The organism is Ruegeria sp. BHSB056, assembly GCF_059613305.1.
The window spans coordinates 24,773-45,124 of the sequence record NZ_JBXWSG010000003.1; the positions used below are offsets into that span (position 1 = coordinate 24,773).

The 20,352-nt window shown below is 57.7% G+C and carries 23 protein-coding genes; 13 read left to right on the forward strand and 10 right to left on the reverse strand.

Annotated features, from left to right (window positions below; genetic code table 11):
• Positions 1-71 precede the first annotated feature (71 nt).
• Entirely contained in the window at positions 72-1,460 is a 1,389-nt protein-coding gene (gene lpdA / locus AC2FND_RS01465; protein ID WP_209506551.1) for a dihydrolipoyl dehydrogenase, read from the forward strand.
• A 21-nt stretch (positions 1,461-1,481) separates the two neighbouring features.
• Here the strand turns inward: lpdA and AC2FND_RS01470 are convergent, their stop codons facing one another.
• A complete protein-coding gene (locus AC2FND_RS01470; RefSeq protein ID WP_496767493.1) occupies positions 1,482-2,060 on the reverse strand; it encodes a TetR/AcrR family transcriptional regulator in 579 nt (192 codons plus the stop codon).
• A gap of 102 nt (positions 2,061-2,162) precedes the next feature.
• On the opposite strand from AC2FND_RS01470, the gene AC2FND_RS01475 reads away from it, so the two are divergent.
• Positions 2,163-2,756: an NAD(P)H-dependent oxidoreductase gene (locus AC2FND_RS01475; protein WP_209506555.1), complete on the forward strand. Its 594-nt coding sequence runs from the start codon at positions 2,163-2,165 to the stop codon at positions 2,754-2,756.
• 19 nt (positions 2,757-2,775) lie between these two features.
• Here AC2FND_RS01475 and AC2FND_RS01480 read toward each other — a convergent pair whose 3' ends face one another.
• From AC2FND_RS01480 to AC2FND_RS01495, 4 genes are read right to left on the reverse strand one after another with little or no spacing between them, the layout of a single operon-like run.
• A complete protein-coding gene (locus AC2FND_RS01480; protein ID WP_496767495.1) occupies positions 2,776-3,381 on the reverse strand; it encodes a pyridoxamine 5'-phosphate oxidase family protein in 606 nt (201 codons plus the stop codon).
• Positions 3,368-4,108: a lysophospholipid acyltransferase family protein gene (locus tag AC2FND_RS01485; RefSeq protein ID WP_496767497.1), complete on the reverse strand. Its 741-nt coding sequence runs from the start codon at positions 4,106-4,108 to the stop codon at positions 3,368-3,370. The genes AC2FND_RS01480 and AC2FND_RS01485 overlap by 14 nt, the downstream gene beginning before the upstream one ends.
• Positions 4,108-5,007, reverse strand: coding sequence for a cell division protein FtsX (locus AC2FND_RS01490; protein WP_496767499.1), 900 nt, complete (start codon positions 5,005-5,007; stop codon positions 4,108-4,110). Before AC2FND_RS01490 ends, AC2FND_RS01485 begins: the two co-directional genes overlap by 1 nt.
• A complete protein-coding gene (locus tag AC2FND_RS01495; protein ID WP_496767564.1) occupies positions 5,004-5,681 on the reverse strand; it encodes a cell division ATP-binding protein FtsE in 678 nt (225 codons plus the stop codon). Before AC2FND_RS01495 ends, AC2FND_RS01490 begins: the two co-directional genes overlap by 4 nt.
• Positions 5,682-5,863: 182 nt before the next feature.
• Here AC2FND_RS01495 and AC2FND_RS01500 point away from each other — a divergent pair, with 182 nt between their 5' ends.
• The gene (locus tag AC2FND_RS01500) at positions 5,864-6,586 is read left to right on the forward strand and encodes a zinc-ribbon domain-containing protein (RefSeq protein WP_496767501.1); all 723 of its coding nucleotides are present in this window, start codon (positions 5,864-5,866) and stop codon (positions 6,584-6,586) included.
• A gap of 3 nt (positions 6,587-6,589) precedes the next feature.
• Here the strand turns inward: AC2FND_RS01500 and AC2FND_RS01505 are convergent, their stop codons facing one another.
• The 4 genes from AC2FND_RS01505 to argH all read right to left on the reverse strand — a co-directional run bounded on the left by AC2FND_RS01505 (position 6,590) and on the right by argH (position 12,322).
• On the reverse strand, positions 6,590-9,070 hold the full coding sequence (locus AC2FND_RS01505; protein ID WP_496767565.1) for a TIGR02302 family protein: 2,481 nt from the start codon (positions 9,068-9,070) through the stop codon (positions 6,590-6,592).
• Between the two features lie 96 nt (positions 9,071-9,166).
• Complete coding sequence (gene lysA, locus AC2FND_RS01510) at positions 9,167-10,432, reverse strand: diaminopimelate decarboxylase (protein WP_496767503.1); 1,266 nt, start codon at positions 10,430-10,432, stop codon at positions 9,167-9,169.
• A gap of 304 nt (positions 10,433-10,736) precedes the next feature.
• Positions 10,737-10,937 carry an argininosuccinate lyase gene (locus AC2FND_RS01515; RefSeq protein WP_209598657.1) on the reverse strand — a complete coding sequence of 67 codons (201 nt, stop codon included), beginning with the start codon at positions 10,935-10,937 and terminating at the stop codon, positions 10,737-10,739.
• Complete coding sequence (gene argH, locus AC2FND_RS01520; protein ID WP_496767504.1) at positions 10,934-12,322, reverse strand: argininosuccinate lyase; 1,389 nt, start codon at positions 12,320-12,322, stop codon at positions 10,934-10,936. Before argH ends, AC2FND_RS01515 begins: the two co-directional genes overlap by 4 nt.
• 21 nt (positions 12,323-12,343) lie before the next feature.
• Here argH and AC2FND_RS01525 point away from each other — a divergent pair, with 21 nt between their 5' ends.
• The 10 genes from AC2FND_RS01525 to yddG all read left to right on the forward strand — a co-directional run bounded on the left by AC2FND_RS01525 (position 12,344) and on the right by yddG (position 20,173).
• Positions 12,344-12,910: a TlpA disulfide reductase family protein gene (locus AC2FND_RS01525; RefSeq protein WP_209506573.1), complete on the forward strand. Its 567-nt coding sequence runs from the start codon at positions 12,344-12,346 to the stop codon at positions 12,908-12,910.
• Between the two features lie 109 nt (positions 12,911-13,019).
• Positions 13,020-13,172, forward strand: a complete 153-nt coding sequence (locus AC2FND_RS01530; protein WP_496767505.1) for a hypothetical protein — start codon at positions 13,020-13,022, stop codon at positions 13,170-13,172.
• 42 nt (positions 13,173-13,214) lie between these two features.
• Complete coding sequence (locus AC2FND_RS01535; RefSeq protein ID WP_496767507.1) at positions 13,215-13,601, forward strand: hypothetical protein; 387 nt, start codon at positions 13,215-13,217, stop codon at positions 13,599-13,601.
• Positions 13,598-14,569 (forward strand): sterol desaturase family protein, encoded by a 972-nt coding sequence (locus tag AC2FND_RS01540; protein WP_496767508.1) that lies wholly within the window; start codon positions 13,598-13,600, stop codon positions 14,567-14,569. Before AC2FND_RS01535 ends, AC2FND_RS01540 begins: the two co-directional genes overlap by 4 nt.
• Before the next feature lie 91 nt (positions 14,570-14,660).
• Positions 14,661-14,849: a hypothetical protein gene (locus AC2FND_RS01545; protein WP_209506581.1), complete on the forward strand. Its 189-nt coding sequence runs from the start codon at positions 14,661-14,663 to the stop codon at positions 14,847-14,849.
• 103 nt (positions 14,850-14,952) lie between these two features.
• Positions 14,953-15,786, forward strand: coding sequence for an EAL domain-containing protein (locus AC2FND_RS01550; protein WP_496767510.1), 834 nt, complete (start codon positions 14,953-14,955; stop codon positions 15,784-15,786).
• Positions 15,787-15,976: 190 nt separating this feature from the next.
• Entirely contained in the window at positions 15,977-17,152 is a 1,176-nt protein-coding gene (locus AC2FND_RS01555) for an acetyl-CoA C-acetyltransferase (RefSeq protein ID WP_496767511.1), read from the forward strand.
• A gap of 187 nt (positions 17,153-17,339) precedes the next feature.
• Positions 17,340-18,062 (forward strand): acetoacetyl-CoA reductase, encoded by a 723-nt coding sequence (gene phbB / locus AC2FND_RS01560; protein WP_209506587.1) that lies wholly within the window; start codon positions 17,340-17,342, stop codon positions 18,060-18,062.
• Between the two features lie 300 nt (positions 18,063-18,362).
• Positions 18,363-19,310: a transcriptional regulator GcvA gene (locus tag AC2FND_RS01565; RefSeq protein WP_209506588.1), complete on the forward strand. Its 948-nt coding sequence runs from the start codon at positions 18,363-18,365 to the stop codon at positions 19,308-19,310.
• The gene (gene yddG / locus AC2FND_RS01570) at positions 19,307-20,173 is read left to right on the forward strand and encodes an aromatic amino acid exporter YddG (RefSeq protein WP_496767512.1); all 867 of its coding nucleotides are present in this window, start codon (positions 19,307-19,309) and stop codon (positions 20,171-20,173) included. Before AC2FND_RS01565 ends, yddG begins: the two co-directional genes overlap by 4 nt.
• Here yddG and AC2FND_RS01575 read toward each other — a convergent pair.
• Positions 20,170-20,334, reverse strand: coding sequence for a YdcH family protein (locus AC2FND_RS01575; RefSeq protein WP_083445267.1), 165 nt, complete (start codon positions 20,332-20,334; stop codon positions 20,170-20,172). The two genes, yddG and AC2FND_RS01575, sit on opposite strands and share 4 nt — an antisense overlap.
• Between the last annotated feature and the right edge of the window lie 18 nt (positions 20,335-20,352).

The following is a 20,352-nucleotide window of genomic DNA, read 5'->3' on the forward strand; positions in this document are numbered from 1 at the left end:
AAAGTCTATTTCCGGCCCACCAAATCGGGTCGGGGAAGCGCCGGAACGTCCGGTCGATTTAGGAGAATGTAATGGCAAATTATGACGTCATCGTAATCGGCGCCGGACCCGGCGGCTACGTCTGCGCGATCCGCTGCGCTCAACTGGGTTTGAAAACCGCCGTGGTCGAAGGGCGCGAAACACTGGGTGGCACTTGTCTTAACGTGGGCTGCATCCCCTCGAAGGCGCTGCTGCATGCCAGCCACCAACTGCACGAGGCCGAGCATAACTTTGCCAAGATGGGCCTGAAGGGCAAAGCGCCTTCGGTCGATTGGAAACAGATGCAGGCCTATAAAGATGAGGTGATCGAGGGCAACACCAAGGGCATCGAGTTTTTGTTCAAGAAGAACAAGATCGACTGGCTGAAAGGCTGGGGCTCGATCCCTGCGGCCGGCAAAGTTCAGGTCGGCGATGAAATCCATGAAACCAAGAACATCATCATTGCGTCAGGCTCCGAACCGTCCTCGCTGCCCGGTGTCGAAGTGGATGAGAAGGTGGTTGTGACCTCAACCGGTGCTCTGTCTCTGGGCAAGATCCCGAAGAAAATGGTGGTGATCGGCGCGGGTGTGATCGGGCTGGAACTGGGATCGGTATACAGCCGCCTGGGCGCTGAAGTTACCGTGATCGAGTTCCTCAAGGAGATCACGCCGGGCATGGACCCCGAGGTGCAAAAAACCTTCCAGCGCATTCTCAAGAAACAGGGCCTGACCTTTGTCATGGGCGCGGCGGTGCAGAAAACCGAAGCGACCAAGACCAAGGCCAAAGTTACCTACAAGCTGCTCAAAGACGACAGTGAACATGTGATCGACGCCGATACCGTGCTGGTGGCCACCGGGCGGAAACCCTATTCGGATGGTCTGGGATTGGACGCTTTGGGCGTCGAGATGACCCCGCGCGGCCAGATCAAGGTGGGCAAGGACTGGCAGACCAACGTACCGGGCATCTACGCCATCGGCGACGTGACCGAAGGCCCGATGCTGGCACACAAGGCCGAAGACGAAGGCATGGCCGCCGCCGAGCAGGTTGCAGGAAAGCACGGTCATGTGAATTATGGCGTGATTCCGGGCGTGATCTATACATGGCCCGAAGTTGCCAATGTCGGTGAAACCGAAGCGACGCTCAAAGAACAGGGTCGTGCCTATAAGGTCGGCAAGTTCATGTTCATGGGTAATGGCCGCGCCAAGGCGAATTTTGCGGCAGACGGGTTCGTCAAGATTCTGGCCGACAAGGAAACCGATCGCATTCTGGGTGCCCATATCATCGGCCCCGGCGCGGGTGATCTGATCCATGAGGTCTGTGTGGCAATGGAATTCGGTGCTTCTGCCGAGGATCTGGCGCTCACCTGCCACGCACATCCGACCTATTCCGAAGCGGTGCGCGAGGCTGCCCTGGCCTGCGGCGACGGCCCGATCCACAGCTAACATCCCGGACCCCGGTGGCGATCAGCCTGCCGGGGTCAACCACGCATCCAGATATGTTTCCAGCCTGTCTGTGAACGTTGTTGCTGAGTGCAACGCACAATACTGTAAGGACATGGCCTGAATGGCAAAGGCCTGCACGCCTTCTGCCAACAACTCGGACGGTACATCCTTGCGCATCTCTGCGGTTTCAAGCCACATCATCACGACCCGAAAATATCGTTCAAAACAATAGGCAATCGGCCCAATATCTGCGATGGCCGTTGCCCCCGAGTATCTGATCAACAAATCGAACACGTACCGTTCGGATGTCATGAATTCGTGGACCGGTTCCAGCGATGCGATGATCTCTGGTACCGTTTTGGGTGGAGTTTCGGATTGGGCCTGATCCAGACAGGCATTCAGCTTGTCCGCGATCAGGATTTCCATCAGTGCGTCCTTGTCGCGGAAATGCGCGAAGAAGGTCCCCTTGGCAACTCCCGCGACCTTTACAACTTCTTCCACCCGCAAGGCTTCATATCCGCCGTGTCGGATAACCTCTTCCGCAGCTGAGAGAAGCTTGGCGCGGGTCTTGATCGTACGTTTCTGGATCGGTTTTTGCATAACGCTCAATCGCACAGTTTTTGACCGTGGTCAAATTTTATATTGACCGCGGTCATTTATTGATTCTATAAACTGACCACGGTCATTTTCAGGAGAACCCCAATGCACCCCAAGAAAATACTCATCCTCGATGGACATCCTGCAGAAAGCAGCTTGTCACGCACATTCGCAGAAACCTATGGCGAGGCAGCTCGCAAAAACGGACATGACGTCCGGATAGTCCATCTGAGCGACCTACAGTTCGATTTTGATTTCGGTCAGGGCAACTATCACGACTTCAAGCCGCTTGAGCCGGTTCTGGAACACGTGTTGCAGGACTTCGAATGGAGCGATCATTTGGTCCTGACCACACCTATGTGGTGGGGCGGGCTGCCTGCAAAACTCAAGGGATTGATTGACCGGATGTTCATACCGGGACGGACATTCGACACCCGCAACACCACGATGGCTGGCCTGCCAGCCCCGATGCTGACTGGACGCACCGCGCGCGTTATCCTGACCTCTGACACGCCGGGCTGGTTCATGCGCCTGATGTACAGGCAAGCGCTTATTCGACAGGTTCGGGGCCAGATCCTCGGGTTTGTTGGCTTCAAACCAACGCGGTTCACTTATTTTGCCGGCGCAAGCTATCCCAAACCGGGCAGCGTCGAGCGCTGGATCAAAAAAGTGTCCAGAATCGGAGCCGCCGCAGCTTGACTGAACAACTGTCTGTTACCTACCACATTGTTTTGGCGGCGCGTGCAGCCCAGTCTTTGTCATACTGCGCGCCGCCCTCTTCACCTTCTGACGCCTCGGACAAAAGCTGCCCAATCGTCGGAAGGTCCTTGCTTTCGTCGCCACAAGTCCAAGTGCGGGCGCGCATCAGTGCACGCGCGCACTGGCTGTAAATCTCGTCAATCTGCACAACGATAACCGTCGCCGGAACCTTGCCAGCCTTTTTGAACTGGTTGCGCAATGCCGCGTCTGCGGTCAATCGGGCCGTTCCGTTCACCCGAACGACATTGTCAGAGCCCGGCACAAAGAACATCAGCGAAACGCGCGGATCTCGAACGATGTTGCGCAAGCTGTCCAGGCGGTTGTTTCCCCGCCAGTCAGGCAACGCCAGTGTTTTTGTGTTCAATTCGCGCACAACAGCACTGTCGTCCCCACGGGGGCTTCCATCCACCCCCTCGGGACCAACCGTACTGAGAACACAAAGGCGCGCCGCTTCAATCCACTTGCGATAGAGCGGAGTTAAGTGTCGAACGACCTTCCGCAAAGAAGCAGCACCCGGCGTTCCGTACAATGCCTCGATATCTTCTACTTTTTCAATGAATTCCATCAGGATCAAACCCCACTTCGCGCATCAATTCGTTCGAACGTGTTTCGATCACTTCCTCCAACCGCGCGAGGAACTCATCGCGGGCAACACCTGGTTTGATCGGCTCCAGAAAATCTACAATGGCAAGGCCGGGTTTACGCATCACGCCTGTGCGGGGCCAGAACACGCCAGCATTCGTCGCAACCGGAACGCATGGAAAACCAAGGCCTTCATACAGGACCGCTGTACCAACCTTGTAGGGTTTCTTTACTCCCGGTGCCACACGCGTGCCCTGCGGATAGATCACCAGCTGACCGGGTTCGGAAAACTCTTTTGAGACGTCCTTGACCATTTTTGCCACAGCCGCACCGCGCTTGCCGCGATTGACCGGGATACAACCAAGGCGTCGTGCATACATGCCAATGACGGGTGTAAACAACAGCTCGCGCTTCATGATAAATTTGCCGTGCGGAATGGCATCAAAAATCATGATGATATCAAGGAACGACTGATGTTTAGCCCCGATGACCACTTCATTCGTTGGGGCATTGCCCCGCACCTCGCAGCGGATACCAACCATCCACCGGGCCAGCCACATGGTGCTTCTGGCGTAGGTTTTACACGCTTTCAGGGCACCGTTTTTGGAAAACAGCGCATAAGGTAGAAACGCGATGCCAAGGATCAGCATCCAGGCATAGATCACAATCATGAAGATGAGGGAACGAACCCACTGAATTGCCGTCAACATCAGGAAAGCTCCTTCAACTTGCGTCGGGCCGCGGCCCATGTGGCAACAAAGGCAACGGCTGCCCCAAGGACGGGAATAAGAACCGGCAACACCCAGTCTTTGCCCTGAAATCCAACTCCGGTCAGAAACCCGCCCGCGTCCGAAGCTTCGGGCAAAAGCAAGACACCTGTCATTCCCAGCAGAGTCCCAACCGAAGCGCCGAAAAACGCGCGATAGGTAAACCGCCGTACAAAAGCACCGGCGATGAAACCATCCTGCGCGCCAACCAATCGCAGGACCTCGATAATCTGCGCATTGGCCGCAAGCGATGCGTTGGCCGCAAGAGTAATCATCGCAGCGGTCGCGCCACCGATCAGCAGGATAGATATCCACCCCAAACGACGCAGCGACATCGCTGCATCGACCAGCGGTTTGCGCCATCGCGTGTGATCATCCAGAACCGCGCCGGGTACCTCGGCCCCCAATCGCAATCGCAGCCCGAGTGCATCCAGCCCCGGTTCGCCCTCGATGATCTCAATCAGCTGCGGGATTGGCAAAGTATCCAACGGCAGGTCCGGTCCGAACCAAGGTGCCAGCAATGCGGCCTGTTCTTCTGTGCTAAGCGCACGGGCGGAGGCGACACCTGGTGTCTGGCTGAGGACGGTCAATGCCGCTTCTGTCTGGGCAGCAAGCTGCTCGGCCGGTGCGTTGATGCGCAAGGTTGCAGCGCCCGCCAGTTCCGAGGCCCACCGATCCGCGATGCGGCCAGAGGCGAGGGACAAAGCCAAAGCAAAAACAGCAAGAAATGCCATAGCACCAGCGACAAACAGCGTCAGATGCGCGGTGTAGCCGGTTGGTGGAACAACGCGGTCAGCACGGGTATCGCCGCGCAGCAGGTTTTGGATATCAGCCCCAGTCACAGATCTGCCCCCGCCAGATGCAGCTTTCGCTGCGAAATCCGCAAAACACGTGCCTGAACATGGCTTTTTGCAGCGCGGATCAGGCTCAGGTCATGGGTGGCAATCAGAACGGTCTTTCCCATACGGTTCAGCTCAACCAGCAGGCGCAACAAACGTTGCGACATCTCCCAATCTACATTGCCCGTGGGTTCATCCGCCAATATGACATCAGGCGACAGGATGACAGCGCGCGCCAGAGCCGCCCGTTGACGTTCACCGCCGGATAATTCCGGTGGCCGTGCTTCGAGACGTGCACCAAGCCCCACCCAGCTGAGCAGTTCGGTCAAATTATCTTGCCCGGAGGATTCCCCGCGCCCCGAGACCATCAGTGGCAAGGCGACATTCTCGGCAAGCGTCATATGGTCAAGGAACTGGCAATCCTGATGAACAACGCCGACGCGTCGGCGGAGCACGGCCAGCTGATCCCGATCAAGGGCCGAGATATCCTGATCAAATACGCTAAGACGTCCAGAGGTTGGTAACAGTGCCCCGTAACACAGCTTGAGCAATGTCGTCTTTCCCGCTCCTGACGGACCGGTCAGAAAGTGGAACGACCCCGGCTGTAGTTGAACCGAGACATCGCTCAGCAACTCGCCGCCACCGTAGGTATAGCTGACATTTTCCAGCTCGATCACACGTGCCCCCAATATTTTGCCGCTCTTCTTGCCCGAGCAGGGCGACGGTTTCAATGGCTCTACCGAGTCCAATTGGTGACACTTGGCCCATGAAACCGAAAACGCCCTTTGCTGTTGGGTCTTAACGGAATATCATCCCTGAAAAAACTATTATCGGCCCTTCATCCGGCCGAGGAGGCAGTATGCGTCTTACATGTCCGAATTGCACTGCGCAGTACGAAGTTCCTGACGAGGTCATCCCCGAGGAAGGCCGCGACGTGCAGTGTTCGAACTGCGATCAGACCTGGTTTCAGGCCAAGCATCCATCCGAGCAGACGGATGAACCGAACGCGCCCGAGGACAAGCCTGTTGAGGTAGATACATCGGACACCGAGGTCGAGGCCCAGAAGGACGCCGAGCCCGCAGAAAAAACAGCGCCAGAGGTTGAAAAACCTGCGGCATCCACAGGAAATGTCGCCCCATCAGTTGCCAGCATCCTGAAAGAAGAAGCCGCACGAGAAGCGGAGTTGCGCGCGCAGGAAGGCGGTGGTCTGGAAAGCCAGCCCGATCTGGGCCTGGAAGCCCCGCCAGAGCCAAAGGTCAGGCCCAAACGCCCTGCAACTTCGGAAACCGCTGTAGATGCCGGGCAAAAGGATGCACTGCCGGATGTCGATGCCATCAACTCGAGCATGCGCTCCGACCCGGCGGAAGATGAGGCGCAAGCGCCCGGCAAGTCCGGTGGGTTCTTGCGCGGTTTTGCGCTGATGCTGATCATCGGCGTGGTCCTGTACCTGATCTACGGGAATGCCCGCCAGATCAGCGAGGCTGTACCGCAGGCCGATCCGCTGCTCAGCTCATATGTGTCGCTGGTGGATCAGGCGCGAATCTGGCTCGAAACTCAGGCAGGATCCGGTGCGCAGAACTGAGGGTTAGAACCGTTCCAGCAACCGCTTGAGGTATTCCAGCTCGATCTGGGGACGGTCTGTTTCACCGGTCCGGCGGCGGATTTCATCCAGCAACTCGCGCGCACGGCGATAGACGTCTTCGCCCTGCAACAGGTTTTCATCGGTTGAAATCGAACCGGCAGCGCCTGGGTTTCGGCCCAGCGGATCGCGGTTGTTGGCCTGCATATCGCCGTCCTGCGTTCCCTGCCCCGGTTGGTTCTGCTGTTCCTGCGCCATGGCTTCACCCAGCGACCGCATCCCTTCGCGCAGAGCTTCCATCGCTTCGGACTGGCGGTCGATAGCTTCGGCGAGATCATCGCCACGCAGGGCTTGCTCGGCCTCGTCCATGGCGCGCCCGGCCCGATCCAACGCCTCGCGCGCGGCGTCACCTTCGGGCGTGCCGGCACCGGGCAATCCCTGTTGCTGGCGGCTCAGTTCATTTCTCAGCGCTTGCTGCCGATCCGCAAGTGAGCCTTGACCCTGCTGGCCTTCGCCAGCCTGATCCGAGCCTTCGCCCTGACCGCCCTGACCTTCGTGGCTTTGCCCCCGACCTTGCCCGCCGTTGCGGCCTTCGTTCCCTTGGCTTTCACCTGATTGCGCGCCTGGGTTGAACTGTTCCTGCAAATCACGAAAGGCCTGATCGCTAAGGCCCTGCTGTTCGCGCAGGGTTTCGGCGAGACCTTCCATGGCCTGCTGGCCTTCGGATTGCTGCCCTTGGCCCTGACCCTGAGTTACACGCATGTTCTCCATCATCTTCTGGAATTCTTCCAACGCCTGCTGGGCTTCGGCCATGCGGCCTTGTTCCATCAGTTCCTGAATGCGGTCCATCATGCGCTGCAGGTCATCCTGCGTCATTTGCAAAGATTCACCATTCTGGCCGGGCTGACGCTCGCCGTCTTCGCCATCTTGCTGTGCAAGGCGTTGTAGTTGCTGAAGGTAATCTTGCGTCGCCTCGCGCAACTCCTGCATCAGTTCGGCTATTTCTTCATCGCTGGCCCCGTTCTTCATCGCTTCGGTCAGACGTTCCTGCGCGCGGCGCATCCGTTCCAATGCATCCGCCAGCGTCCCGTCCTCGATCAGCACGGCAAGGTCCCACAGGGCCTGCGCAATCTCTTCCTGTTGTTTGGGCTTCAACCCGTATCGGTGAAACGTTTCCAATCGCCGCAGCACAACCCGCAGGCGCAGATAGGCTGTGTCAGAGCGAAACAAATCCTCGGGGCGGTGCGACACAGCCCTCAGGACCTGCGAGACACGAGGTGCATTTGATCGCGACCAAAGCAGATCGCGCCTCTGTTCAATCACGGCTGCCGCCAGCGGATCAAAGAAGCGCCGTGCTGGCAATGCTGTCGCATAGGGATCCGAAGACGTTTGCTGATCCGCTGCATCCGTCGCCATCAAGGTTATTCTGACCGGCAGATGCGCCCACGGATGCTGCGAGAAATCCTCGATCAGGTCTTCGGTAAAGTCCGCCCTGTCACCGGTGATCGGCATAGGTAACTCGATTTCGATCACCTCGCGCGGCTCTGGCTCGGCCGCCAGTCCGTACCGACGGTCAATCGCCGCCAGATCCAGCTCGATCCGGGCCAGACCCGAGACCACTCCGTAATCGTCGCTGGCGGAAAATGGCAGCTTCATCTGCCCGCCCGCTTCAGACACTGCGGTACCGGAAACTTCGATCTTCGGAGCCACGTCATCAATGACCTGCACCGACCACTCCCGCCCCGCCGGTCCATCGATGCGAAACTGACCCGAGCGTTCGGCGACAAACTCCTGTTCCGGGTCTGTTGCCGCCTCGGTTCCGCTAGCAGAACTGCTCTCGGACAGACTGTGTGCGCCAACTTCACCATAAAGTCGCAAGGTGATGCGACTGCCCTTGGGAACAGAAAGCGCGCCCGTCTGATCAGCAAGATATAAGGTCGGTAAACCTGTGTATCTGGGGGGTTCCACCCATCCTTCCCAAGTTGGGCCCTGTCCAGCGACGGCTGTGCCCGGGGCCATGTCCGCCACTGAACCTACGCGCCACAATGAACCAAAGATCAGCGCCACAACAAATGCCAGCAGAGCGGCATACCGCAGCGCATACGGGTCGCGCGACGCAAGCCGAAGATCAGGTTTCACGGCCTCAGCAGTGGCCGCACGCTGTGCCATGCGTTCCTTGTGCGCCTGCCACAAAGCAACCGAGTCCCCATCATTGGCACCGATTGCCTGCTCATCCAGCAAAGCCTGAATCGGCCGGCCAGGCAGAGCCTCATCCAGCCGCGCCAGCGCATCAGCGCGGGATGGCAGTTTGAATTTCGTGACACCCCGGACGGATGCCACACCAAAAGAAATCAACGACAGCGCACCAGCACCCCAGACGATTTCAACGGGCAGATGATCCTGCAACCCCAGAATCAGAGCGGCGAGCAAAGCCAGAACAATCGAGAACGCAGGCCAGAACGCGCGCAGCACCTGTTCAGCCACCATGCCGAGATGGGTTAGCCACAGGGACAGGCGCGGAATGGGCAGGTTCGTTCTGTTGGTCAAGACGGGCCTCCGAGGTGGGCCCGCGCGGTTATCGCGTCAAAGCCACGATGGTATGGTATCGCGGTTTATGATTTCGTCAAAGCTTGGCCGTTCACGAATGACTGCAAATTGATCACCATTCACCAGAACTTCGGGGATCAACGGGCGGGTATTGTATTCGCTGGACATCACCGCACCGTACGCACCCGCGCTGCGAAATGCGACAAGATCACTCGATCTCAACGGCGGCATATTGCGCTGCTTGGCAAAGGTATCCCCGGATTCGCAGACCGGACCGACAATGTCATAAGGGCGCTGTTCCACACCGACGACAGGCTCCTGCACTGCAACGATATCGTGGTAAGCTTCGTACATTGCGGGGCGGATCAGGTCGTTCATCGCCCCATCAAGGATCAAAAAGTCGCGACCTTCGCCTGATTTCACATAGATGACCTTGCTGACCATAATCCCGGCGTTGCCCGCGATCAGGCGGCCCGGTTCTATTTCGATCTCACAGCCCAGATGGCCCAGTGTTTTCTTGACCAGCGCACCATATTCAATCGGCAAGGGGGGTGCGTTGTTCGACCGGGTGTAAGGAATGCCCAGACCGCCACCCAGATCGAGACGCCGAATGTTGTGACCTTCAGAGCGGAGACGCTCGGTCAGCTCGGCCACCTTTGTGTAGGCCAGCTCATACGGTTCAAGTTCGGTCAGCTGCGAGCCAATATGAACGTCGATGCCGATCACCTCCAACCCCGGAAGGCTGGCGGCGTGGGCGTAAACTTCCGAGGCACGGGCAATCGGAATGCCAAACTTGTTCTCGGACTTGCCCGTGGCAATCTTGGCGTGCGTCCTGGCATCAACATCCGGGTTTACCCTGACGGTGATCGGCGCAATCACGTCAAGCTCAAGCGCGATGGCGTTGATCACTTCCATTTCGGGCTCGGATTCGACATTGAACTGGCGAATGCCACCGCTCAGCGCCATGCGTATCTCGTCCGCTGTTTTCCCAACGCCTGAGAACACGATCTTGTCACCGGGAACACCAGCCGCCTTCGCCCGAAGATATTCTCCGCCCGAGACCACGTCCATCCCCGCGCCCGCTTGCGCCAGTGTCTTCAGGATCGCCTGATTGCTGGCCGCTTTCATCGCGTAGCAGACCAGATGATCGGTGCCGTCCAACGCGTCATCGAACAGTTTGAAATGCCGCAGCAACGTTGCCGTGGAATAGACGTAGAACGGTGTTCCGACCGCGGCTGCGATTTCGGAGACTGGGACGTCCTCGGCGAAAAGCGCGCCGTCGCGGTACAAAAAGTGATCCATGCCTGCGCGCTTAGACCATAAGAGGACTTCGGATCAATGGATTCCGAACCCCACGCCCTTGTTTAATTTTGTGTTGAAACACCAACGCGGCCATAGCCCGAGATTGAAATGCCGGTGCCCGATTGTTTTGGTTCAGCTGCAGGTTCCGGGCGTCGCGCTGACGAAGGCTCACAAGCTGCCAAAACCGCAAGTGCAGAAACCAGTCCCAGTATTCTCATTTCAGTACCAATTCTTTGCGTGACAGGTGATTGATACGTGGACCCAACATGAGGTGTCGGGACCAAGGGCGCAACATTCAAAAAGATCAGAATCCAAGATAAATGCCCAACGGTCCCCGGCTTAGGCCGACACCCCCACCAACATACGCGCCGCTTGATCCAACCCCGATTGTTGCACTGACCGTGGGCTGAGGGGCAATTGGTTGCTCAGGCTCGCCATCAGCCCCGCACCCGGCCAGCACCAGGCCGGAAACCGAAATCAGGATCGCACGTAGCGCGGTTGTCATACCATTGCCTTCCATCGTTCGATCTGGGTCCGCACCTGATCGGGGGCGGTGCCGCCGTAGGACTGGCGCGAGTTTACCGAATTGTCGACGCCAAGGACAGAGTAGACGTCATCCGAGATTTCACCATGAACCGATTGCATATCGTCCAGAGTCAGGTCGGGCAGGTCACACCCCTTGCCCTCGGCCATGGCCACCAGCGATCCGGTGACGTGATGCGCATCCCGGAACGGCAGGCCCAGCACCCGCACCAGCCAGTCGGCCAGATCCGTCGCGGTTGAAAAACCCGACCCGGCGGCGGCAGCAAGGCTGTCGCGATTGGCGGTCATGTCCTTGACCATACCTTCCATCGCCGCCAGAGCCAGCATCCAGTTGTCGGCGGCATCAAAGACCTGTTCCTTGTCTTCCTGCATGTCCTTTGAATAGGCCAGCGGCAGGCCCTTCATCACCATCATCAACGCGGTATTGGCCCCATAGATGCGCCCAACCTTGGCGCGGATCAGTTCCGCCGCATCCGGGTTCTTTTTCTGCGGCATGATCGACGAGCCGGTGGAAAACCGGTCGGAAAGGGACACGAAACGGAACTGGGCCGACGACCAAATCACCAGCTCCTCGGCAAAGCGCGACAGGTGCACAGCGCAGATCGAGGCTGTCGACAGGAACTCCAGCGCGAAATCGCGGTCGCTGACAGCATCCAGCGAGTTGGCGGCGGGGCGGTCAAAGCCCAGCGCCTGTGCCGTCATGTGGCGGTCGATGGGGAACGAGGTTCCGGCCAGCGCCGCAGCACCCAGCGGGGATTCGTTCATGCGCGCGCGCGCATCGCGGACGCGGGACAGGTCGCGGCCAAACATCTCGACATAGGCCATCATATGATGGCCCCAAGTTACGGGTTGCGCCGTTTGCAGATGGGTAAAGCCCGGCATGACCCAGTCGGCACCTGCTTCGGCCTGCGCCAAAAGCGCGCGGATCAGGGCCAGAATACCGGACTCCGCCGCATCAAACTGATCCCGGACCCACAGTTTGAAATCCGTCGCCACCTGATCGTTACGCGAACGCCCTGTGTGCAAACGGCCTGCCGGCTCGCCAATGATCTCTTTCAACCGCGCCTCGACATTCATGTGAATGTCTTCCAACGCTGTTGAGAACTGAAACGTGCCGCTCTGGATTTCTGACAAAACGGTGAGCAGCCCTTCCCGAATGGCCTGCGCATCACTATCACTTATTACGCCTGTGGCAGCCAACATGGCCGCATGGGCGCGCGAGCCTGCGATGTCCTGGGCTGCCATCCGCTGATCGAACCCGATCGAGGCGTTGATCGCCTCCATGATCGCGTCTGGACCGGCGGCAAAGCGGCCGCCCCACATCTGGTTCGAGGATTGATCGGTCATGTAAGAAAACCCGGAGTTGATATGCGCCTATTTCGTTTGATCCCCCTTTATATGGCCCTTGCGCTGGGTGCAAACGCCGCTTTTGCGACCGATGCCGAAACGCTGGCTCCTCTGCGGGAAGACAGCCTGAAACGTCTTATCCTGCACAAAGAACCCAAACCCGCAAAAGAGATCGAGTTTCAGCTGGAAGATGACGGCGGTGTTGGAACGTTGGCTGATTACGAGGGCAAGTATGTGCTGCTGAACTTCTGGGCCACCTGGTGCGCCCCCTGCCGCAAAGAGATGCCGCAGATCGCCGAATTGCAGGACGAGTTCGGGGGTGACAAGTTCCAGGTTCTGACTCTTGCCACAGGCCGCAACTCGCCAGCTGGGATCAAGAAGTTCTTTGAAGAAAATGGCATATCCAACCTGCCGCGTCATCAGGACCTCAGCTCGGCCGCTGCGCGCGAATTTGGCGTAATTGCTTTGCCCATCACGGTCATTCTGAATCCCGAAGGTCAGGAAATCGCGCGTTTGATCGGCGACGCCGAATGGAATTCGGACAGCGCCAAGGCGATTATCTCGACGCTTGTTGGCGCAGAAAGCTGATGAAATAGCTTTAAAATCAGTGAATCATCCTATCCTCCGGGCATTCAACCCGGAGGATATTTCGGTGAAACCAATTGCAGGAATTGCGGCGATGGCGGGTGTTTTCTAGATGGCCGCCGATGCTGCTACTGCCAAGGATGTAAGCAAGAAGGGCAAGGGAGATCCGGTTACCTACACGATCGCCGACCAGTATTCCCGCTTGTCGAATGGTTCCGGTCAAAGCCTTGGTTTTGGAACACAACTGACGCGACGCCACCTTTGACAGTTTCCATCCTCCTTTGCACTCTGCGCTCAGGAGGATGGAATGCAGCTGGAAATTCTATTGGTGCTGGTCGTTGGGGGCATAGCCGGGATTACGCTGTTGCTGCATCTGACGGGCAAGTCGCGGTTGCACATACTGACGCCGGACACGGCGCCACGCCAATGGATGCGGCATTTTCCCGATGACACGGTGATCGACGTGACAATCGCCCATGACGGCCACGCGGCGCTGGTGCGAACCCAGAACGGGGCCGGACTGATCTGGTCCTTTGGGGCCGATACAGTAGCGCGGCATCTTCAGGATTTCGACTGGTTCGAGACCGCCAATGGCATCGAAGTTCGGTTTCACGACTTCAGCACACCGCGCGCGACCCTTCACCTTGACCAGACAGAACGCCAGCACTGGCAACACATGATGAGGCCCGCATGACAGACCAGGTAAGTTTTCCCGATGCGGTGCAATGGGCCGTCCCGTTTTTTATCGCTGCCATACTGGCGGAATTCCTGTGGATCGCAGTCAAGGGCAAAGGCGGGCGGTATGAAACACGCGATGCTGTGACCTCGCTGATCATGGGGGCAGGAAACATTGCGTCGGGCTTTTTGCTGGGCTTTATCGCCTATGCGTTTTTCATGTGGCTGTGGCAGATCACACCGTTGGATCTGGGTACATCTATTCCCGTTATCATTCTGTGCTTTGTCCTGGATGATCTTCGCTATTACTGGGTACACCGTTTTGGGCATCGCATTCGCTGGGTCTGGGCCAGCCATGTCAACCACCACAGCTCGCAGCACTACAATCTGACCACAGCTCTGCGGCAGACTTGGACCTATACCTTTACGTTCATGATGGTCGTTCGCGCGCCGCTGATACTGCTGGGTTTCCATCCGGCCATGGTTCTGTTCGTTGGCGGATTGAACCTGATCTATCAGTTCTGGATTCACACCGAGGCCATCGGCAAAATGCCCCGATGGTTTGAGGCGGTCATGAATACCCCCAGCCATCATCGCGCGCATCACGGCCGGAACGCACGGTATCTGGATTGCAATTACGCCGGAGTTTTCATTGTCTGGGACAAGATGTTCGGGACATTTGTGCCTGAACAGGAAAACGACCGGGTCGATTACGGGCTGGTTCACAATATCGGCACCTTCAACCCTTTGCGCGTTGCGTTTCACGAATGGGTCGGCATCTGGCACGACGCCACGCAGCCCGGCCTGACACTGCGGCAACGTTTGGCCTATTGTTTCGCACCTCCTGGGTACAGCCACGACGGCAGCCGCGACAACTCGGAGCAGATAAAAGCCAAGCACCTGGCTCGCCATCCCGAGGACCGGGGAACGCCCGGTTTTGAGCAGGTCGACAAGATCCTGCCCAAAGGACAGGCAGAACAGGCCTGACACAGCCAGCAGGCCCCGCCCAGACTTGAACTCCGGTCTTTGCACGCCATATCGGTGATTGAATGTGGCGCATAACTGAGCGAGGGGCGGCATGAAACGTTTGGCAACCATTTCAACCTTCGTCGGGTTGTTTGGCCTGTTGCTGGCCATGCTTGCTGCGCTTGGCAGCTTTGTTGGTGCACTGGTCGCATTGGGTTTTGCCCTGATGATTCTGGGTGCGACAGGAGCCCTTCTTGGAGCCGCGGCATCTCTTGTCCGTGCCGGACATTCCGCGCGCTGAAACCACGATTAGCAACTTCTTCTGACGCTTTAACCGCAGATTCATCTGTTTGCCCCGAAACTGTGTCAAAACACCTGTTCCGGACACACGGGAATCTGCGCCTATGGGAAACAAAAAGCTCGCCAATCTTCCCGAAGGATTGGACACCCCTTTGAATGCAGCAGTTTCAACGCGGGATCGTTCGGTAGTGCAGATGGCAACCGATGCTGTGAAGCACAAGCAATGTCGGTTGGCCTTTCAGCCGGTTGTCCAGGCACACACGCCGCATGGCATCGCGTTCTACGAAGGGTTCATTCGCGTGCTGGATGAAACAGGGCGCGTTATCCCGGCGCGCGAATTCATGCCTCAGGTTGAAAACACCCCGATCGGACGTGATCTCGACTGCGTCGCATTGGAACTTGGTCTGCGCACGTTAGTGAAGAACCCCCAGATCCGCCTGTCGATCAATATGTCCGCCCGCTCGATCGGTTATTCCAACTGGTCCGGAATACTGGACCGGTTTCTGAAACGGGACCCGCAGCTGGGCGAACGGCTGATCCTCGAAATCTCCGAAAGCTCTGCCATGCAGGTGCCGGAATTGGTGGTCGACTTCATGGACCGCCTTCAGGATCGCGGCATCGCCTTTGCGCTAGACGACTTTGGTGCCAGCAACTTCAGTTTCCGCCACTTTCGCGAATTTCTGTTCGACGCCGCCAAGATCGATGGACAGTTTATCCGGGGCATCAGCGACAGCCCCGACAACCAGGCTTTGGTGCGGGCCCTGATTGCCGTGGCGCGTGAGTTTGAAATCCTGGTCACTGCCGAATCGGTCGAAACTCACAAGGATGCAGCATTTTTGCGTTCGAGTGGCGTGGATTGCATGCAGGGCTTTTTGTTTGGTGCGCCCAGTGTTTCGCCCCCGTGGAAGCAGGAAAGAAGTTCAAAAACAGCAATTTGATCTGTGGTTGATCGACATTTTTCCGCCAGTTCCCATGCTGAGACAAGCTGCCCGTTGCTGCAACTGCAGCATTACGCTATTGCAGAAGTACTTGAGCGGGGGATAACGGGGCGCTCTTGTTTCGAGAGGGAAACTCTCGGCCTGCGCCGTCAGACATTCCGCCAGACAATGACGGTAAAGGACTGATCATATGACCAACGTAGTAATCGCATCCGCCGCACGAACAGGTGTTGGCAGCTTTAGTGGTTCGTTTGCGAACACCCCCGCACATGATCTGGGCGCGACCGTCCTGGAAGCAGTTGTTGAGCGCGCCGGGATTGAAAAAGGCGAAGTCAGCGAAACCATCTTGGGTCAGGTGCTGACAGCGGCTCAGGGCCAAAACCCGGCTCGGCAGGCGCATATCAACGCCGGTTTGCCGCAGGAAAGTGCCGCCTGGGGAATCAACCAGGTTTGCGGCTCGGGCCTGCGTGCGGTCGCATTGGGCGCTCAGCACATCCAACTCGGCGATGCCGACATCGTCGCCGCTGGTGGCCAAGAGAACATGACCCTGTCGCCCCACGCAGCTGCCCTGCGCGCCGGTCACAAGATGGGTGATATGAAATATATCGACACCATGATCCGCGATGGTCTGTGGGATGCCTTCAACGGCTATCACATGGGCCAAACGGCGGAAAATGTTGCCGAAAAATGGCAGATCAGCCGCGACATGCAGGATGAATTCGCTGTCGCCTCGCAGAACAAGGCCGAGGCGGCGCAAAAAGCTGGCAAATTTGTCGACGAAATCGTGCCCTTCACCATCAAGACCCGCAAGGGCGACATCGTGATGGACAAGGACGAATACATCCGCCACGGCGCTACAATGGAAGCCATGGCAAAGCTGCGCCCCGCCTTCACCAAGGACGGATCGGTCACAGCTGCAAACGCTTCGGGCCTGAACGACGGCGCGGCCGCAACCCTGCTGATGTCGGCGCAAAACGCAGAAAAGCGCGGAATCGAACCTTTGGCGCGCATCGCGTCCTACGCAACTGCTGGACTGGACCCGTCGATCATGGGCGTTGGCCCGATCTACGCTTCGCGCAAGGCATTGGAAAAAGCGGGTTGGTCCGTCGACGATCTAGACCTGGTTGAAGCCAACGAAGCCTTTGCTGCGCAAGCCTGCGCAGTGAACAAAGACATGGGCTGGGACCCGTCGATTGTGAACGTGAACGGTGGCGCAATTGCCATCGGCCACCCGATCGGTGCATCAGGTTGCCGCGTTCTGAACACGCTTCTGTTCGAAATGAAGCGCCGCGACGCAAAGAAAGGTCTGGCCACTCTGTGCATCGGCGGCGGCATGGGTGTCGCCCTGTGTGTGGAGCGCGACTAAGTGCGCCAATAACGAAATAGATAAGGGCGTCCACGGGACGCCCTTTTTTGTTACACTGGGGTCGTACCCCTTAGATGCGACGATATTGCCATCCGAAATAAACACCTTAACGACGAAACAATATTGCGCACAAACATCTCTCAAAGTAACAGCATTACCAAGGCGACTAAAATTGGAGGAGTCCTAAATGGCACGTACAGCACTCGTTACCGGCGGTTCCCGCGGCATTGGCGCAGCAATTTCCAAGGCGCTCAAAGCCGAAGGATACAACGTTGCAGCCACCTATGCAGGGAATGACGAAGCCGCCGCGAAATTCACCGAAGAAACCGGCATTAAAACCTACAAGTGGAACGTCGCCGATTATGACGAATCCAAAGCAGGTATCGAAAAGGTTGAGGCCGAGGTTGGCCCCATCGATATCGTTGTCGCCAACGCAGGCATCACCCGTGATGCACCTTTCCACAAAATGACACCCGATCAGTGGAAAGACGTGATCGACACCAACCTGACCGGTGTATTCAACACTGTGCACCCTGTCTGGCCCGGCATGCGCGAGCGCAAATTTGGCCGTGTCATCGTCATCAGCTCGATCAACGGCCAGAAGGGTCAGTTCGCTCAGGTGAATTATGCTGCGACCAAGGCAGGCGATCTGGGCATCGTGAAATCTCTGGCGCAGGAAGGCGCGCGGGCAGGCATCACGGCCAACGCGATCTGCCCCGGTTATATCGCAACCGAGATGGTGATGGCGGTGCCCGAAAAGGTGCGCGAATCGATCATTGGCCAGATCCCCGCCGGTCGTCTGGGCGAGCCCGAAGAGATTGCACGCTGTGTGACCTTCCTGGCCTCGGACGAATCTCAGTTCATCAACGGCTCGACCATCTCGGCCAACGGTGCGCAATTCTTCGTCTGATCCAGACTTGTGAACAAAAAAACGGGCCGGTCACTTTGGACCGGCCCTTTCTGATCCCGTAAGAACGCGCGCGCTGCGATCAGCGGGAACCGAATATCCATCCCCAAAACTGCCAAATCACCCTGCTGCGCTCTTGGTGGGCACGCAGGATCGCCATCTGGGCGGCGGGATTTGTCGTCATCTCGATCATGGCAGTCTCCTTTTTCAAATCAGTTTTATTTGACCTGATGCGAACATGGCGGATAAAAACAAATGCGACAAACGAGCTTTCTTGGGACTTCAGTTAAGTTTTTCTTCACTATGAGTGACTATCTGCCCCCACTTACCGCATTGCGTGCTTTTGACGCCGCAGCCCGGCACATGTCTTTTTCGAAGGCGGCGGAAGAGCTGCATGTGACGCCAGCTGCCCTGTCCTTTCAAATCAAGTCGCTTGAAGAACACCTTGGACGTCCGCTGTTTCGCCGTCTGAACCGCGCCGTAGAGCTGACCGAGGCGGGCCGTGCCCTTGCTCCTGGTGCGGCAGAAGGGTTTGCCACCTTGCAAACCGCGTGGCGCGCCGTGCGCAGGAAGGAGAATGACACCGGACTGACCGTCACCGCAGGTCCGGCACTGACTGCAAAGTGGCTGGCGCCTCGCCTTTACGAGTTTGCCCGTGCGCATCCCGAGATCGACCTGAAATTCTCGGCCACGTTACGCAACATGGATCTGGAGCGGGACGATGTGGACGTCGCCATCCGGTTCGGGAACTCGGCCGATGACGGGCTGTATTCCGTTCCTGTCAGAAAGGAATGGCTGACCCCGGTCATGACCCCGGAGCTGGCAGAACAATTCACCACGCCAGACAGCCTGCGCAACGCACCGTTGATCCATGACGATTCGATCAGTTTTCTGACCCCGCCCTGCGATTGGCCCGCTTGGTTCCGCGCCGTGGGAATGGATTTTACCCCGACCCATGGTGCGCATTTTTCCAACGCAGATCACGCGATTGACGCCGCTGTCGCCGGTGTTGGTGTCGCCCTTGGACGGCGTGCCATGATCCTCAAGGACTTGACCGAAGGTCGGCTGGTCGCACCCTTCAAGGTCGCGCTGGAAACACAGGGCCGGTTCCGGTTCCTGTGCCTTCCGGGGGCCGAGAAACGTCCTCAGATCGCAGCCTTTCGGGATTGGTTCCTGACCGAGATTGAAAAGACCGCACATATTTCGGATGAGTTCGACATCATTCCGATCGAAGAGGTTTCCGGTTCATGACCAAAACGCGCGCAACAGCCGTCGGCTTTGGGGCCGTCCTATTATGGGCTTTGCTGGCACTTTTGACCGTCGGCTCTGCACCTACACCACCTTTGCTGTTGAACACGATTTGCTTTTCGATTGGTGGGGCGCTTGGGTTGATCTGGACAGGTGCAACCGGTGGGTTTAGCGGGTTGAAACAGGTCCCCTGGACGACCTATCTGTTCGGTTCATTGGGTCTGTTCGGGTACCACGCATTGTATTTTTCGGCCCTGCGTATGGCCCCTGCGGCCGAGGCCGGACTGATTGCCTATCTCTGGCCCCTTCTTATCGTTCTGTTTTCCGGCCTGCTGCCGGGCGAACGGCTTCGCGCGGGTCATCTGATTGGGGCATGCCTTGGCTTTGCTGGGGCTGCTTTGATCATCACCGGAGGCGGGAGCGCCGGTTTTCAGGCGCAACATCTGCCCGGGTATGCATTGGCCTTGCTTTGCGCCCTGACATGGTCAGGCTATTCGGTTCTGTCGCGCAAATTGGGGGGTACACCGACCAGTTCGGTTGCGGTCTTTTGTCTGATGGCTGCGTTGGCTTCGGGTCTGCTGCATCTGGCTATAGAAGACACCGTGCTGCCTAACACGACACTGGGGTGGGTTTCTGTACTGGCACTTGGCCTCGGGCCCGTTGGACTGGCCTTTTATATCTGGGATATCGGGGTAAAGCAGGGCGATATTCAAATGCTCGGAACCTCATCTTACGCGGCCCCGTTATTGTCGACACTTGCTTTGGTGATGGCCGGGATCGCTGCCCCATCCTGGGGGCTGGCGATCGCGGCCTTTCTGATTACCGGTGGGGCCTTGATCGCGGCCCGATCCAGTTTGAAATCTTAAGCAGACAGTCGCTCGATCTCTTCCTTCAGCTTGAGCTTCTGTTTCTTCAGCTGGGCGATGTGGAGATCATCGATGCCTGGCGAGCGTTGGGCTTGTTCTACTTCTAGACCGAGAGATTCGTGCTTTTTCTTCAGTTCCGTCAGATGTGCGCTCACGCTCATTGCGATCCTCCTTTTATA